Origin of the sequence: Sphingobacterium sp. E70, from assembly GCF_019285695.1 — a bacterium.
In the GTDB taxonomy this organism is placed as follows: Bacteria; Bacteroidota; Bacteroidia; order Sphingobacteriales; family Sphingobacteriaceae; genus Sphingobacterium; species Sphingobacterium detergens.
Genome location: NZ_CP079104.1, coordinates 1,629,609 through 1,645,474, shown reverse-complemented (window position 1 = coordinate 1,645,474; position 15,866 = coordinate 1,629,609). Strand labels below are relative to the sequence as shown.

Annotated in this window: 19 protein-coding genes and 1 pseudogene; 14 read left to right on the top strand and 6 right to left on the bottom strand. The window is 40.7% G+C overall.

Annotation, left to right across the window (positions count from 1 at the left end; translation table 11 throughout):
- The first annotated feature begins 22 nt into the window (after positions 1–22).
- Positions 23–778 carry a hypothetical protein gene (locus KUH03_RS11930; RefSeq protein ID WP_257093590.1) on the top strand — a complete coding sequence of 252 codons (756 nt, stop codon included), beginning with the start codon at positions 23–25 and terminating at the stop codon, positions 776–778.
- A gap of 1 nt (position 779) precedes the next feature.
- Complete coding sequence (locus KUH03_RS11925; RefSeq protein WP_257093588.1) at positions 780–1,151, top strand: hypothetical protein; 372 nt, start codon at positions 780–782, stop codon at positions 1,149–1,151.
- Between the two features lie 234 nt (positions 1,152–1,385).
- On the opposite strand, the gene KUH03_RS11920 is transcribed toward KUH03_RS11925, so the two are convergent.
- Positions 1,386–2,018, bottom strand: a complete 633-nt coding sequence (locus KUH03_RS11920) for an MgtC/SapB family protein (RefSeq protein WP_120259343.1) — start codon at positions 2,016–2,018, stop codon at positions 1,386–1,388.
- A gap of 317 nt (positions 2,019–2,335) precedes the next feature.
- Between KUH03_RS11920 and KUH03_RS11915 the strand changes: the two genes are divergently transcribed.
- The 3 genes from KUH03_RS11915 to KUH03_RS11905 are packed head-to-tail and all read left to right on the top strand — an operon-like array spanning position 2,336 to position 4,343.
- Positions 2,336–2,686: a hypothetical protein gene (locus tag KUH03_RS11915; protein ID WP_257093585.1), complete on the top strand. Its 351-nt coding sequence runs from the start codon at positions 2,336–2,338 to the stop codon at positions 2,684–2,686.
- A complete protein-coding gene (locus tag KUH03_RS11910) occupies positions 2,605–3,558 on the top strand; it encodes a right-handed parallel beta-helix repeat-containing protein (RefSeq protein ID WP_257093583.1) in 954 nt (317 codons plus the stop codon). Before KUH03_RS11915 ends, KUH03_RS11910 begins: the two co-directional genes overlap by 82 nt.
- Positions 3,522–4,343 (top strand): DNRLRE domain-containing protein, encoded by an 822-nt coding sequence (locus tag KUH03_RS11905; RefSeq protein ID WP_257093581.1) that lies wholly within the window; start codon positions 3,522–3,524, stop codon positions 4,341–4,343. The genes KUH03_RS11910 and KUH03_RS11905 overlap by 37 nt, the downstream gene beginning before the upstream one ends.
- Before the next feature lie 151 nt (positions 4,344–4,494).
- Here the strand turns inward: KUH03_RS11905 and KUH03_RS11900 are convergent, their stop codons facing one another.
- Together KUH03_RS11900 and KUH03_RS11895 are read right to left on the bottom strand one after the other, a co-directional pair.
- Complete coding sequence (locus KUH03_RS11900; protein WP_257093579.1) at positions 4,495–5,319, bottom strand: peptide-N-glycosidase F-related protein; 825 nt, start codon at positions 5,317–5,319, stop codon at positions 4,495–4,497.
- A gap of 135 nt (positions 5,320–5,454) precedes the next feature.
- Positions 5,455–5,634 (bottom strand): hypothetical protein, encoded by a 180-nt coding sequence (locus KUH03_RS11895; RefSeq protein ID WP_257093578.1) that lies wholly within the window; start codon positions 5,632–5,634, stop codon positions 5,455–5,457.
- 828 nt (positions 5,635–6,462) lie between these two features.
- On the opposite strand from KUH03_RS11895, the gene KUH03_RS11890 reads away from it, so the two are divergent.
- Genes KUH03_RS11890 through KUH03_RS11875 form a run of 4 tightly spaced genes read left to right on the top strand, consistent with a single transcriptional unit; the run spans position 6,463 to position 7,887 of the window.
- A complete protein-coding gene (locus KUH03_RS11890) occupies positions 6,463–6,771 on the top strand; it encodes a hypothetical protein (protein WP_257093575.1) in 309 nt (102 codons plus the stop codon).
- Positions 6,726–7,265 carry a hypothetical protein gene (locus KUH03_RS11885; protein WP_257093573.1) on the top strand — a complete coding sequence of 180 codons (540 nt, stop codon included), beginning with the start codon at positions 6,726–6,728 and terminating at the stop codon, positions 7,263–7,265. Before KUH03_RS11890 ends, KUH03_RS11885 begins: the two co-directional genes overlap by 46 nt.
- Positions 7,266–7,273: 8 nt before the next feature.
- Positions 7,274–7,414 carry a hypothetical protein gene (locus KUH03_RS11880; protein ID WP_257093572.1) on the top strand — a complete coding sequence of 47 codons (141 nt, stop codon included), beginning with the start codon at positions 7,274–7,276 and terminating at the stop codon, positions 7,412–7,414.
- Positions 7,415–7,449: 35 nt separating this feature from the next.
- Positions 7,450–7,887 carry a TlpA disulfide reductase family protein gene (locus KUH03_RS11875; RefSeq protein WP_257093570.1) on the top strand — a complete coding sequence of 146 codons (438 nt, stop codon included), beginning with the start codon at positions 7,450–7,452 and terminating at the stop codon, positions 7,885–7,887.
- Positions 7,888–8,019: 132 nt separating this feature from the next.
- Here the strand turns inward: KUH03_RS11875 and KUH03_RS11870 are convergent, their stop codons facing one another.
- Genes KUH03_RS11870 through KUH03_RS11860 form a run of 3 tightly spaced genes read right to left on the bottom strand, consistent with a single transcriptional unit; the run spans position 8,020 to position 11,570 of the window.
- Entirely contained in the window at positions 8,020–9,219 is a 1,200-nt protein-coding gene (locus tag KUH03_RS11870) for a hypothetical protein (protein ID WP_257093568.1), read from the bottom strand.
- 46 nt (positions 9,220–9,265) lie between these two features.
- Positions 9,266–11,272, bottom strand: coding sequence for a TonB-dependent siderophore receptor (locus tag KUH03_RS11865; RefSeq protein WP_257093567.1), 2,007 nt, complete (start codon positions 11,270–11,272; stop codon positions 9,266–9,268).
- The gene (locus tag KUH03_RS11860; RefSeq protein ID WP_257093565.1) at positions 11,259–11,570 is read right to left on the bottom strand and encodes a carboxypeptidase-like regulatory domain-containing protein; all 312 of its coding nucleotides are present in this window, start codon (positions 11,568–11,570) and stop codon (positions 11,259–11,261) included. Before KUH03_RS11860 ends, KUH03_RS11865 begins: the two co-directional genes overlap by 14 nt.
- A 563-nt stretch (positions 11,571–12,133) precedes the next feature.
- Here KUH03_RS11860 and KUH03_RS11855 point away from each other — a divergent pair.
- The 5 genes and pseudogenes from KUH03_RS11855 (at position 12,134) to KUH03_RS11835 (ending at position 15,833) form a co-directional block, all read left to right on the top strand.
- Complete coding sequence (locus KUH03_RS11855) at positions 12,134–12,730, top strand: hypothetical protein (protein ID WP_257093563.1); 597 nt, start codon at positions 12,134–12,136, stop codon at positions 12,728–12,730.
- Positions 12,731–12,917: 187 nt separating this feature from the next.
- A pseudogene (locus KUH03_RS11850) lies at positions 12,918–13,562 on the top strand (erythromycin esterase family protein); the annotation flags it as partial.
- Positions 13,563–14,179: 617 nt separating this feature from the next.
- Entirely contained in the window at positions 14,180–15,073 is an 894-nt protein-coding gene (locus KUH03_RS11845; protein ID WP_257093561.1) for a hypothetical protein, read from the top strand.
- Between the two features lie 494 nt (positions 15,074–15,567).
- Entirely contained in the window at positions 15,568–15,732 is a 165-nt protein-coding gene (locus tag KUH03_RS11840) for a hypothetical protein (RefSeq protein WP_257093559.1), read from the top strand.
- Between the two features lie 8 nt (positions 15,733–15,740).
- Positions 15,741–15,833 (top strand): hypothetical protein, encoded by a 93-nt coding sequence (locus KUH03_RS11835; RefSeq protein ID WP_257093557.1) that lies wholly within the window; start codon positions 15,741–15,743, stop codon positions 15,831–15,833.
- Positions 15,834–15,866 lie beyond the last annotated feature (33 nt).

The following is a 15,866-nucleotide window of genomic DNA, read 5'->3' as shown; positions in this document are numbered from 1 at the left end:
TCCTAAAAGTAATAATTACCCCATGGATTGTGAAGCCAGTGACAATTTGATCCACAGCATCGGTCTGATCGAAAAACAAGTGGCAGGTGTACAAGTGTCTATGGCAGAGTCTTTGCGTATTTTGCACAATACAATTTACAATGTACCCCGCGCAGGGATCAATGTAGGTGACGGTACCTGGGGCGGTCATGAGATCGCTTATAATGATGTTTTTAGCACCGTGCTGGAAACCAGCGACCATGGCGCGTTTAATTCCTGGGGACGTGATCGTTTTTGGCATCCCGATAGAAACAAGATGGATCAGCTGACAGCAGCTCACCCAGACTTGATCTTACTGGATGCGGTCAAAACAACAAAAATTCACGACAACCGTTTTCGCTGTGATCACGGATGGGACATTGATCTGGATGATGGATCCTCCAACTATGAAATATACAATAACTTGTGTTTAAGTGGCGGGTTGAAATTGAGGGAGGGCTTTTACCGCAAAGTATATAACAATGTGATGCTCAACAATGGTTTTCATCCCCATGTCTGGTTCCAAAATAGTCATGATGTCTTTCGCTATAATATTGTGATGCATGCTCATCAAGATATTCAGGTGAAGTATTGGGGGATGAGGTGGATTACAATATTTACGCACGACAAGAAGATCTTCAAAAGATCAGGCCAAAGGCATAGAAAAACATGGGCGTGTTGTCGCAATGAATTTTGTCGCGCCTGCTCTAGGCGATTTTCGGTTGAAGAACTGGAAAGACCAAGGTTTCAAAAATTTTGATATGTTGCATTTTGGTGTGACCAGCAAAAGATTGAAAAGCCTCGCTGCCAGCCCTGAGATACCGGAGCTGATTCAAAAAGACACAAAAGAGCAGGGCGTGAAGTGGGCTTGGAAAGGCGGACAATTTAAGACTGTTGAAACATTGGGCGAACAATCAGCGGCAGGTCTGCCATCGATCGCTGGTGTATTGGTCCTTCAATTGGATGAAAAGAGTACACTCTATAAAAGCGGTTTGCGGACAGGCGATGTGGTGCTAAACTATCAAGGTGAGAAGACAGATAAATTAACAGATCTTCAGCAAGCGATTAAAAACATGTCCACGCCGATCAACCAAAAGTTAATGTCTTTAGAAATCAGCAACAGCAGGAATTGAATTTGCAACTTTAGTAAGTCATCTACTGTATGATTAATAGCCTGGTACAATAATAAAATGAGGTTGTCTAAAGTGTGAAGTGACAACCTCATTTTTATTTCATATTCGTCTTCCGAAAATAGTATTGTTGAAGAAAATTATTGCTTGGCTAAGAAATTATAGATAGGAAAGAATAACCTTAGTACCTCAATTCTAAAATCAATAGCCTCGCCAAAGTCAGCAGTGGTAAAAGACTTAGAATTTAAACTCGTCAATTGTCGGATCATTGAACAGCAGCTTTGCACAATTTTCATGATTCTGGGTCGTGCCCTGTACGTACCATATGACGGTATATTTCCCACCACGTCGGATCTGTTTACCCCGTTTTGCTTTTAGGGAATGTTGCCTAAAGATCCCTTCATATTTGGTCAGAACAGCCTCATCATATGGAAGTGTAATTTCATAGGTATAGCGCATACTGATCCGGTCGATAATGTTCTGAATGTATTTAAAGACAATAAGCATTAGGAACACGGCAATGGAGCCAATTGTTGCTTCTTTGTAGTAACCCGCACCAATGGTCATGCCCAGTGATGCACAGATCCAGATCGTGACCGCTGTGGTAAGACCCGATACACGGTTTTCCTCTTTAAAGATGACACCTGCGCCTACAAAACCTATTCCCGTAATGATATTGGCAGCGATACGGTCGGGACTTCCCGGTCCACCCAGACTCAAGGAGAGCATCGTAAACATACAGGATCCCAAGGTAACCAATATCATGGTCCGCAACCCCGCTGATTTCAGCTGGTACTCCCGTTCAAGCCCAATAATGCCACCCACAATAATGGAAAATAGGATGGGATGGATGTCGTCAATAAAATTCATATGCTCGCTTTTACCTACCGTAAAAGTAGCGTGTTTCGGCTTTATTTACAAAGCGCTTTTGTCTGTCCGCTAAAATTATTTTCACTTATCGACCGAAAATAAAGTATTGGCGGCAATAGGGGCCTCAATCATGGGATGAATGACAGTAAAGCTGCGGGTTCAGTAAAGAAAATATATAATTTTTGAAAATAGTTCAGGACAATTTTTGATTTTATATGTTATGTACTAAGTGTTAATGAATAACCTTTACGATAAAAGTTTAAACCAAAATTATGAAACAAATTATTATCCTGATTTCAATTGCCCTGCTGGGCTTGTTGAGCTGCAAGGAATCCGACAAACTCGTTGCAAATGATGTACTTAAAGCAAAGGCGCTCGCCAATGGCACGGCATCGGGCACAACCTACTATGTCGACCCATCCGGCAGCGATGACAGTGTCGGCACAAGTGCCGGATCCGCATGGAAGACCCTCGCGAAAATTAATGCTTCGGTGTTCAGTCCGGGGACAGGATCCTTTTCAAGAGTGGCGGCGTATGGAATGACACCCTGCATATCAAAAATTCTGGAGCCAGCGGTGCTGCGATTGTGCTTGACAAATATGATGGTGAGGTGCGACCGGTCATCCACGGTGGTGGGAAAAGAAATGGTTCCAATACCCTATTTTTAAATAAGGTATCTTATATTGAAGTGAATAACCTGGAACTGACCAATACCGTGCCCAGTGGAAACAGTTATGCAGCCACAGGAATCCGGGTCAATGGTGGTACCGATATTGCTATCAAGAATTGTTATATCCACGATGTCAATGCCGCATTTGATGGCAAACCAAATTTTGTGAAAGCGACTGGCGGTATTATTATTGATGGCACGGTGAGTAATGTTTTAGTACAAAGCTGCCATATAGCCAACTCTTCTGTCACGGGCATACGCACCACCGGCACAGCGACAAATGTACTTTTTGACGATAATCTGCTGGAATATATCTACGGCGATGGCATTATTATGGCCGGGGCGACAGGTGGCTGTAAGATTACCCATAATACAGTCTATAAAGCCTGTATGAATACAACCAATTATAACTATGCGGGTATCTGGACAGTAAAGAGCAAAAACACAGTCGTTGCGTATAATGAGGTATATGGACTGACCGGTGGTGGGGCCAATGACGGTATGGCCTTTGATGCCGATGGCTACGATGCCAATTCCCCGACCAATGGAGACATTTTTGAATATAATTATTCACATGACAACAACGGCGGCTTTATGCTGTTTATGTACAATTCGCAGAATATTACTGTACGCTATAATGTCAGTGTCAATGATATCGGGACTACTGGTAAGAAAAAACTATTTCTTTTCAACGGTAGCACAAACCGCAATCACCAGATTTATAACAATGTATTCTACATTAAGAATCCAGGAGGTACCATCTTCCATAGTGCGCCATACGGAACCTATTCCAATAATATTTTTATGTGGCACCTTCGGCCACGGGTTTGGTTTTGGCCCGCAATGATGCTGGCACCTCTATTCCCTTAACAACCCAGACAAGGTTTAGTAACAATAACCTTTACCCCGGCAATGTCTTTACGGCATTCAACTGGGGAACTGCACCATTGAGCAATAATTTTTATACAGATCCTGCTTTCTTAAATCCGGCTGCCGGAACGGGTTTTGATGTTGCGAAGGGCTATGATGTTGATCCCAATTCCCCAGTGCGCAATGCGGGGATATTGATTGAGGGCAATGGCGGAAAAGATTTTGTCGGCAATGTTTTACCAGCGGGCAATCCAGATGTCGGTGCTTTTCAACACACAGTAATTTCACAGGCCGGCAGTAGTCTTGCCGATGCCTATGTGCGCAATGGTACCTATGCTGGTACCAATTATGGTACATTGCCGGATCTGATCGTAAAATCTGATGCGGTATCTTATGCGCGCAAATCGTATGTCAAATTTGATATCGCCGCAGTTACGCGGCCAAAAGTAAGTTCGGCGGTTTTAAAAATGTATGTCAGTGGCGTCAATACAGCACCGCAGCGTACAATTAATATCTATACGACAAGCACCAGCTCCTGGCTGGAAAATACCATTAACTGGAATAATGCACCGATGGACACCGTATCGGCTGGGAAGATCGTTATTTCGGGTGTGGGTCTTCAAAGCATTGATGTTACCAATGCCATCAATAGACAGCTGACAGGTACAGATCGTAAAGTATCGTTTCTATTTCTGAACACCGGAGCTGCTTCGTCAACCAATGATATGGCATTTAGTAGCAAGGAAGCTGTGGCAAACAGACCGGTACTGGAACTTCAATATTGATCTATTTTGAAGAAATTTAATTTTCTTCGGGACAATTCGACCATAAAGTTGAATCTCGAATAAACAGGTCAATCAGTATTGAAAGCAATAGTAAAATGGAGTGTAATTTTCTTTACACTCCATTTTTAGTATCTACAGTTTTATCGAACGATTAAGGTCTATTGCTCACGACAGGTGACCCACTTATCGGAGAATTACTTTCGATGACCATATAGGTAGAGAGGGCATAATAAGCACCACCAGTGTCAACACCGTTATCCCGCCATTTTTCGGTTAGATTATTTGGATTCCACTGATCTTCCTGGAGTACATAATTGAAGTTGAAAGAGCCACCAGCTTTTGGTGATGCCAATACATTTGTGCGCACAGGTACTTCTAGACCAGGACACCAGCCCGCTCTGTCAGGTGTCCAGTTCCCAGCTTGGTTTTTGACAACTTTGGGATTCACAGCACATCCAAGCCCATTCATATCATGTACAAAAGTTGGGCTGTCATCGATACTGATTCCATGTTTGCGGAACGCCCATTCAGCGAATCTTCGGCCACCTGGAGCGGCAGGATAGGCTTGGCCCCATCCCGAAATAATGCTTCTGAATGAAGTACGCTCAACATTTGAAGGCATGCCACTGATGTTAAAGCCCGTTTGTTTTCCGTTGTAGTTATTTGCTGTCACTGTACCTTTGCCAAAGTTAATTCCAGTCCAGGACCAGTCGTTGTATTGCATGATCGGAACGACAGCACTATATTTATAGGTTGGCGTTCCCCGCTGAAACTCGAAATCTATAGAGACTTCCCATGTACCGCTCCATACTTCCGCTCGTGTTTCTAAGGTAACATCTCCGATAAGTAGTGACCGAAAATCTGTTACATCGATGACCCAGCCACCAGGGATACTTGTATTATCTTTCCCGTAAGGCGTAATCCATCGTCCCAATTCATAGCCGTAGGTCTTGTTGTCGTCACCATTGCTTTTCATCAATCGGACATTCGCATAGACATCCCAGGGAGGGCAGCCCCCGACGGACAGGTCAAGTAAACATGCATGAGAATTTTTTGACATCGGTACTCGAGCTTGGAAATTTAAATTTCTTTGCCACTACAGTAGCATTTGCTACAGGCTCTTTGAGAATGTTTTAACGGTTGTATCAGTCGCATTTACGATCGCTTTTTTTGCCAATTTTTCTCCTGCGAGATCCGTAGGTGCAAGTTCTCCAGTCGGTTTCTGACAGCCGGAAATACTCCAAAAAATTGCCATAACCATTGGAATGATAATAAAGAATTTTGTTTTCATGCTAATTAAGTTTATAAGTTCTATATATAGACAATCGAAATTGAAAATTGTCTTAAAAAAGACGAAATAAAATTTCTGTTCTTCAGATAGATCCGAAAACTTTAATTGTTTCGCTTTTGATGCTATCGAGCTGCTGCTACAGTCTTTAAAAGATCGATCTGATTAGGTGAGGGCAGATGCCTAGTTTCATGTTGGTCAGTGTATCAGTCAGTCTTCAAAAGACCAGATGATTTGTCTAGGTTAAATTACTATTGTTCTTGACCTTAGTTGTAAAAAGGAAAATCAGGCTACCGAATAGCGGTACAAGGACGATCATTAAAAAGATGGAAGCAGAAAAGGCCGGTACCGTTCGCGGTGTTTGAAAAGCATATATAGCGAATAGATTTTTAGCATAAATTCCAGAACAGCGAGCAACTGCCACAGCACAATATCGGCTACAAATAAAAACGTAAATGCCCTCATAAATAAAAAAATTAAGTCTATATGCTATATGACGGCTGAGCGAGCTAATTGTCCCAAAGAAAATGAAAAAGTAGTTCTTAGGAGAGAGGAATCGGGTTATCCGTCACATTTTAAGGGTTGTATCCTTGAAACTTTCGGTTTGTTTGATGTAAAATGCTTAACTTAAAGGGATTAAAAGCCATTAGTTATGAAATATCCACTCATAGTCTTTTTTATTTTTTTGAATTTTTCGTTTGCAGTGGCGCAAACATCTTCGAAAAACACTGCAACCATTGATCCCGATCGTTGGATGAAGCAGGAACTCGCTAAGGCGAAGATCAAAACAGTACTAAAAACTATGATAAAATTTTTTTTAGACCAGATACTGTGCGTATCGTTGGTTATATTGAAGGCTATAGTTCCAAGCTTGGCTTTACAAGTGGTATTATCTACAGTGGTAACCAATTGACGAGAGAGGAGTATCCAGTGACCGCCCGTATTTATCCCGATGGCCGTTTTGAATCCAGTTACCTAGCCACGAATCCGGAAATGTCCTATCTGTCCTTTAATGATGAGATCTATAAATACTATATTGAACCCGGTCAAACCTTAGTCCTAATTTTTAAGGCTTCTACAGATAAAAACTGGAATTGTTACAGTATGGTGGGCCACTTGCATTGGACAACCAACAGCTAAAAGATTTTAAATGGGACAACCGTCAAAGTGAATTTTATCAGCATCTTGATAAGATCTTGACAGAAAAACCAATACAAAAAACCAAAGAAAGGCTTGTCTCCATCTGGGACTCTGTTCAACAGGATGTAAACAGACGCCTGACAACATCAAAATATAGAGCTAAAATAAAGCATTTGATCCAAAGCGATGTGGCAATCAATTATGCCGTACAGCTTTTTGATGCCGAGATGTATAGTAGGTACTTTGCACAGCAGGACACGGCCAATCCCAACCTCAAGGGAAAACTTCCGGCGGATTATTTCGATTTTATAAAACGCTTGGATCTAAATGATCCTTCACTTTTTGTTACTAGGCAATTTTCGACATTTATCAATCGTTTTGAGTACTCTCCGCTGTTTCGTCTAGATGGATTTAATAAAGTAATAATGAATCAGCGAAAAGGGGATATGTATCAGGCATTGATTCATCTAATCGACAGGCCAATGCAGCGATAGCCGGAACATTGGTTACTGAAGTCGCAAAACTACGGACCTTGAAAAACAGATTGTCAGTTGCTGGGGATACCGCTCAGATGACGACGATTTCTAACAGTCTATTGGCGGTTCTGACCAATAGTGAACTAAAAGGGAAGTGCTGGCTTTAAAGACCAGAATAAAGAAAACCAGGGATGGTTATGCGTTGCCGCAGACTGCATCTGCTACCGTATTTAAAAAGCTGACGGATAAGTACCGTGGTAAAGTTGTTCTTGTAGACTTTTGGGCGGAATCCTGTGGCCCCTGTCGTGCGAGTATTGAAGCGATGAAAGAAAAGCGGTTAAAACTCAAAGATAATCCCAATCTTGTATTTGTTTTTGTGACCGATAGTAGTGGTACTCCGGATATGAATTTCTACAAGGATTATGTCGTCAAAAATCATATGTTCGAAAGCTATATTGTTTCGCCTGACGAATACTTGGCACTGCGGGAGCTATTTAAATTCAATGGAATACCGCGGTATATCCTGATGGATCCTGATGGCAAGATCCGGAATGACGATTTCCCAATGCATAACTGGCATTCTGAGCTGACTAATAACTATCCCCAACTATTTACGAATACGTTTATGCCGGGAAGTTAGTGGTCGGTTATTTTCTGTTAAGGAAGCAGTGAAAACGAGAAGAAGAAAATACGGCTAAAGGCCTAAATTTAAATTACATAAAAGTCCGCTCCCTACAAGGAGCGGATTTTTACATCGACTTTGTGATTTATCTTATTTTAATTTATTGATGTGATAAACCTGGGTTACACCCGGATCAATCTCAGCACCTTTTTTTACACTGTTATTCTTGATATTATACTCGTAAATAAACCATTTTGATGCCGGAGTTTTTACGGCAGTATACAGGTTACCATTTTCGATTAGGTTGATTGTTGTCGTCGGATCTCCGCCTGTCATTTCAGCTAGGTTGGCAACGATTCTTTTATTAGCAACATCGATCACATAAGGTCTGATGTATGCTTTTCCATCACCCAACCAAGCAAGGTCACCACCTTTTACTGCGTAGTCTTTTAGGTCAAATAGATAGTTTTTATCAAACTGATTCTGACCATTATTGACACGCATCAATGCGTAGGTACCATCCGTTTTACCACGGGTCAATATATAAAGATTATTGTTATCATCCAGGAACGAATAGTTCTCTCTTTGCCAGTGACCCGCTACATAACTCGCTCTTTCGTCGCTCATCACATGACCATTTTGCATGCTTGGGTAATCACAGATATAGACGTAAGCTTTCTTGTCTACTGGTTTGTAATCGTAGTTATAGTAGAAGAAACCAAAATACGCTTTTCCACCGCCAATGCGCATACTGGTGACGTTGAGTATCGTCGGATCAACACTGCCATCGGGTTTGTAAACGGTATAGTCTAACGTTGGAATCTGCGCTTTTAAGGTTTTTGAGATCGTCATATCCTTAGTGTTCATAAAGTAGATGTCCTTTTCAAATACTTTTTTCTCCAGGTTCGCGTCACTCGCTCCTGTTCCCGTAAAAACAATTTCGTCTGTGCTGCTAAACTGGGCTGCAACTTTCCCCAGATAGAAATCGGTTGGGAAAGCATAATTATCGACTTCTTTGAATTGTCCGTTGTCTGTCAGTTGGTGTTTACTAAAACGGGTTCCGTCATTGGATAAGTAATAGTAGCCATTGAAAATATAGGCATAACCTGCATATCGGGCTTGCGGCAGGTTGCCCGTGATGTCAACCCCTTTGTTATTCGCAGGCGACAATAAGGTATCCTTCATGATTTTATCGGTCGTCAACAGGTACGATCCATTGGCGGTAGCCACCCAGACAGAATACGTAGATGGTATGGTTTCTGTAACTTCAGGGATGCTCGGGCTATCTTTGCAGGAAGATAATAACAGTCCTGCTAATGCACAATAGCCAAATAGTCTATTTGTTTTCATGATTATTGATGGTGTTTGATGAATTATAGTAATGATATTCTAAATTTTACGTAAAATGCTCTTCCGGGCTTTTGGAGACGAAAGTTGTCATAGAGGCGCGTTCATCGAAGATGTTGCGGGCCTCACCGGAGATATTGTATCTGTTGCGGTTCCAGGAATAGCTCACCAGCAAGGAGTGAACAAGCTGTGTGGGGATGTAATTTTTTGAAGCCAGCGAACCAAGATGGCTATCGCTCAGATAAAACCATTTGGTATACTGCGTTGTCCAGTTAAATTGTGTGCGGCTGCCTTTGCTGAACCAGTCATTTTGAGCAAAACCAAGATCTAGATTGCCGTATGTCCACGGTCGGTTGGGTATTTGATAACCATAGGACAAGCTAACCTCCTGACTGGTTTCGTTGGTATATTTTTGGTTGTCGATGGCTTTATCATAACTTCCATTTAGCGCGGCGGTGATGATATCTTTATAGCCATAGCGAAATTCGAAACTTCCACCATATATTTTTACGCCCGGAATATTATAGTACTGAAATTTGTCGCGTTCATCGTTTGTGACGATACGTACATTTTGATAATCTTTTGCCAGACGGTAGAATCCCGAAACGTCAAGATTTATAAAATGGTTTTCATTAAAAAATGTATTATAATAGAAACCCGTGTTGAGGTTGTCGCTACGCTCAGGTTTGAGATCCCAATTGGCAAGATAGTTTTGATCATCACCATAAATGGCAATCATTTCGGGCATATTATAAGCCCGCTCGGCAGAGAATTTAACTCCGCCATCTTTGAAAATCCGGTAACGGGAAGCAAAGCTATAGCCTTTGTAGCCTAGATATTTTGATTGTGTGATAATAGCACCACTCAAGATTTCATTATTATCTCCGAATTTGCGCTGATCAACCTGCTGATCGGTATCTATGCCGTAGTATTTGATCGCAATATTGGTGACCAAACGCTTGTCAAACCATTGACTCTGCCAGGCCAGCCCTGCAATATGCTTAACCATGTTTTTGGGCAAACCTGAGGTATTATTGTTTGCTATTTTATCAAAGGTTTTGCGGTAATTGCTGCTGATATTATAGTTGAGGTTCAAACTATGGTTGCGGCTTTCGTCGAAGTCATAGTTCAGATTTATCCTTCCGAGTACACTATTGGTGTTTTGTTTGTTGTAGACCTTCTTTTGCCTGTTCTGACCATTGGGGTTGCTGATCGGACTACCGGTCCATTCATAGTTATATTGTGCTGTATCCCTGTTGCGGGTGATATCAAAGCCATAGTTTGCGTAGATGTCCGCATATAGCCGGTCAATAATGAAATTTTGCTTTTTATAGCTCAGGGTAGGCATGATATAGGCCGATTCTCGCCAGCTGCCACCATAAGGCTTGTTGATCGTGGCGCCGAGCTGATTTTGTTTATTATTTCCGGAATAGGTCAGACCAACGAAAAACTGATCGGCCCAGCTTTTATCGCGGAGGCCAATCTCAACTTGGGCCATAGACGAATAATAGCGGTCATTGAAGCGCCTCACCACATCAATGGGGACGAATTTATTGTTTACTACTTTTTCAAAGACAATACCGTATTTTTCCTCGGTATACATTTTGTAGTCATTGTCCGAATAGTTGTAAAAAGCATTTGTCCGGACAGATAGTTTATTTTTAGGATTGGTATACATCCCGACCAAAGATGTCTGGTGGGTATTGAAGGAACCATAGCTATAGCTAAGATCCAAGAAATGTCTATTCCGTTGTTTGGTAATGATGTTGACAGCTCCGCCGAGGGCATCCGATCCTAAAAATGCAGGAACAACCCCTTTATAGATTTCTATTCGGTCGACCAAATTAACCGGGATATTATTTAAAGACATGGCAGATCCGAAATCATCCATCGGGACACCGTCGATATAGATCTTGGCGGCAAGACCATTGATACGGAAGACAAAATTGGAACCCAGTCCACCGTCTTCCCGAAAGGTCACACCGGGAGCTGTACGGAGAATCTGGCTCACATTGGCGGTCTGGTTGGCATATCGGTTCATGTCAACAACACTCACATTGAATCCTGATCTTTTTATTTCGTTGACTTTTTTTTTGGTTTCCCGTTTGCCCTTTTACATTGACAATTTCCAGCATGTGGTCATCCTTTTTGAGCTGAAAGTCTTTGTACGTTTCATTACTTTTCAGTGAGACGTTTTGCGTGATATAACCGACAGAGGTTACCTCAATTTTAAGGTTCTGTTTGGAATCTATTTTTAATTTATAAAACCCATCGATATCAGTTGATGTGCTGAGGTTGGTGCCGACAACGGTAACGGTGGCGCTTTCGATTGCTTTTCCGAAGGCATCTTTCACATACCCTGAAAAGGACGTTTGAGCTTGTGCTATGGAGGTAAGGAAGAATACCGAGATGAAAAAAATGTAGGTTGACTTGAACATGCTATTAACGTTATGTATGTTTTTTATAGTGACATATGATTAGATCGTTTAATTATACTCTTGCCAATCAGCTTTATATGGAGTATAAGTTTTTCAAAGCAGGACAAATATAAGTTTATTTAGATTAAATACAAATAATAGTTTTTACATTTTTAACAATATCATGTTAAGGGGACTAATTGTAAGCTGAGTTATTGCCAGGCAGTGAAAGGAAAAACAGAGGGATTTAGGAAGGAATGACTGATGTTGGAAAGGCAAAGGATTTTTTTGCTTCAATTTTTTTTTTCTCGTATAGTTTTTTTCATTCTATGGATAGTTTTTTTGTATATTTAATTTAAAGAAAATAATTATATTGAAATAATGCTTTTTACAATTTATCAATTATAACCAGCCCTATGAACGGAATTTCAAAAATTCTAATTGTCTTTACATCATTATGCTTGTCTAGCATTGTTGGCTTTGCACAGAAAAGCCAGAACTTGAGCTTTGAACTCAAAAACTATAGCACGTCATTGCCCAAATATTGGTTTGTCGGCGGGAAAGGTTTCAGCTATTTGTTGGACAGCATAGAAAAGCACGCTGGAAAATATAGTCTAAAAATGGAAAAGACCGGTGACCTGAATGGAGATTTTGGGGTTTATACGGGCACACTTCCCATCGAAACTTATGCAGGTAAAAGCGTGGAATATCGAGGTTGGGTAAAAACGAAAGGTGTCAAGAACGGCTATGCCGGACTATGGCTTAGGGTTGATGGCGATAATGGTGCTACATTGGGATTCGATAATATGGAAGACCGGGGACTGAAAGGGGATAACAATTGGACACAGGTTTCCATCAAGATGGATGTTAACAAGGACGCAAAAAACATAAATTTCGGTGGATTATTTCCAGGAGAAGGAACTGTATGGTTCGACGACCTCGAATTGTATATTGACGGTGAGAAATTTGTTGACATTGTAGAGGCTGCTCCCAAAACTTCGCTCTCGCCAAGTGAGCTAGCTGCGCTTAAAAATATAGCTATCCATTACGAACATACGAGCCCGATAGTGGCGATACAAAAGATCTTAAACCGCTAGGTAAATTAATTGGTAGCAGTAAAGTAGTTGCTTTGGGTGAAGTGACCCATGGTTCGAGCGAGATCTTCAAGATGAAGAACCGTATCATCCAATATTTAGCAGTAAATAAGGGGTTCGATATGTTTTCCATGGAGGCGAATATGCCCGAATCATACAAGCTGAATGATTATACAGTCAGGGAGAGGGCGACCCGAAAAAGCTGATTGCAGGTATGTATTTTTGGACTTGGCAGACCGACGAAGTATTGAACATGGTCGAATGGATGCGCAGGTTTAACCAGCCAAAACAACGCATAACATTCACAGGTTTCGATATGCAATTTTACGCAGGAGCTGTAAATGAAATTCTAAATGCATTCAAAGAAAATAAGGAAATAAAAGATAAAATAGACAGTCTGAAAAACCAGCTGGACGTTGTAAGAAGTAATGCACAAAAAAACAGCGGTATGATCGTCGTCGATGCTAGCGCGAAGAAGGAAATCAATGGCATGATCTCATTCTTAAAGAACAGCGTCGAAATATCTTCATTTAAAACTGCCGAAAAAGCATGGTTACAGCAGAATATCGTTATTATTGAGCAATATCTGGCTATGAATAACTATTCGTGGCGCGACGAGTGTATGGCAGACAACTTTATGTGGATAAAAGAGCAAAATCCGCAATCAAAATTTGTCATTTGGGCGCATAACGCACACATCATGGAAACAAACCAAATGCAAGGAGATCACCTTGCACAGAAACTCAAGGATGATTATGTAACTTTTGGATTTTCTTTTTATGATGGAAGTTATACTGCCGTTGGCAAAAAGGCCTTACGAGTTATGACGCTGTAAAAGCTTACCCCGGAACCTTGGAATATTTGCTTGAGCAAGTACAGGAACCGATGTTTATTCTTGATCTAAAAAAGCCAAATCTGATAAGCATAAAGATATCGAATGGTTATTGGGCAAATTAGAATATAGAAGAACTGGCGCAGGAGGAGGTAATCCAATAGAGTTCTCAGAAGGCAAGATTTCTGAAGATTTTGACTATCTGATTTTCATAAAAACATCATCACCTTCCACCCTTTTGCCTGCGAATAGATGAAGTGTTTTAAGAACGGAGAAAATGAAAATACCTCGGGATAGTCCCAGGTAATCGACTTATAAAGAAAAGAATGTATGAAATATCTTGTATTCCGAAATATTGTTTTTGTCTTTTCACTTACAGTATTATGTCTGTCCTGCAAAAAGATAAAGTAACCCAGCCCGAACCGGTGCCTGAGGAAACTAAAAAAATGGTGTTAGTAAAGCTTGGCGGGTAGACTCCTACAACAGGCTTTAGAAAAAAAGGGAGTTGTCGTTCTGTCCCTAAAGATAGATGCAGATAGTACGCAGGTATCATTTGATATCTCCAGAATTTTGAAGGGGCTGAGGAATATGGTGTATATCAGCCAGGTATTACCAATGATATGGGCACCTATCCAGATCATTATATTGGCAAATACCTTGACGGAAGATCCTTTTTGGAAGATGGAAAATTTATTACACCAGGTTGGACCAATGGAAAGTCAATAACACAAGATGTACAGATTGTGGGTGGAAATGGAACCGTGCTACAACGAGGAACCTTGCCCGAATTAAGAAATTCAAATGTGAAAGTCTGGCAATCGCAAGTGACGAATGCGCTGGGAGAGGCAAGGATCAATGAAAATAGGGGCACTACTGTTGTCAAGATCGGCAAGTTTGCGAAATATAAAGACATCAAGGATCAATTCCTCTTCAATCATTCCGATATCGGAGCGGCTTTTGAACCCGGCTATCCCAAATTTGACTATAAGACAGATGATGAACCAATTGAAAGCCGAAATGGTGTCTTCGTCTTCTTTAGACAAGATTATTATACGATGTCTATTGATTCAAGCAAGATAAATTGGAATGTATACAAAGATGTTTTCCACGATTCAATTTATGTAAAAACAGATCCAGTCATGATGAATTCGATTACTTATGGAAGATATGGAATATTGGCTATTGATAGTTGGGCCACAACAGAACTGATGGAACTTTTACAAAAAGCGATGTCCGATTTTACACAGTTGACAGATGCCGAAAAGAAAGTTCTGAGTCGAGTAGATGCGGCACGTTGTTTCTTCTTCGGATTACCCGAAGACTGGCGTTATAAGGCCTTTGTCCACAAATCTCCATTGGAAAAGATTCAATTATTTGCTGAAATCGTTAAGGATAATCGCTATAGATTTCGGCCCTGGGGTGATGCACCAACCTTTTATCGTTTATCTGCAGTTCGGGGTAATAGCCCATATAATAGTAGAATAAAGAATGAAATATTGACCTTCGATTTGTAAGTCAAAGAAATCGAAGAGCTAAATTAACTTGATTCCGTTTTTACAATAGCATAGCTTCCGGTAGAGAGCGGATTTTTTATGTATTAGCTCTTTTTCTTGTATAGGCGCCGGCGAAAATAGCTGAATTGCCGACAACATAAGGTCCGTGTGATCTCCTGTTGTCAATTTTTGCTTTTTCTTAGGCCTTTTGCTGGGTATAGTCGTCCTATAGATAGAATAGAGGTTATAAATACATCTTTAAAAATTGCTGATATGTTTAATAAAATTGTTAACTTCTGTTATCCACTATTCCATTTCAATTTTTTTATTGCGGGATATGATAATATAATAAATAGAGTGCGGTATTTTCCAGTGTCTTTTCTATCTTTGATAGGAAGCCGCCTTGGAGACGAAAATGCCATTCGAATTCATTGGATAAGTATATATTTTTTTCGTAATAGGACAAACCAAACAGACGATTTGAATGTCATAGAAATAAAAAGAAGAATAGCCAGATGAAACTTAGAGGAGATTTACAACTACGCAAATTGGGCGATGAGCATATTCTAGTCTATCCAGGGCAAGCTCAACAGGATGCATCGAAGGTATATACGTTTAATGAGACAGCTGTACAGATCTGGTTGGAACTGCAGGAAAGGAATTTAATGTCGAAAGTGTAACAGCCGTTTTGTTGGATAATTATGAGGTGGAGGAGAACGAGGCTGAAAAAGATGCTGCAAAATTGGTCAAGCAATTTGAAAAACAAGGATTTTTGATTTAACTGATATTGGAAGGGCTTAATGACATATACCTT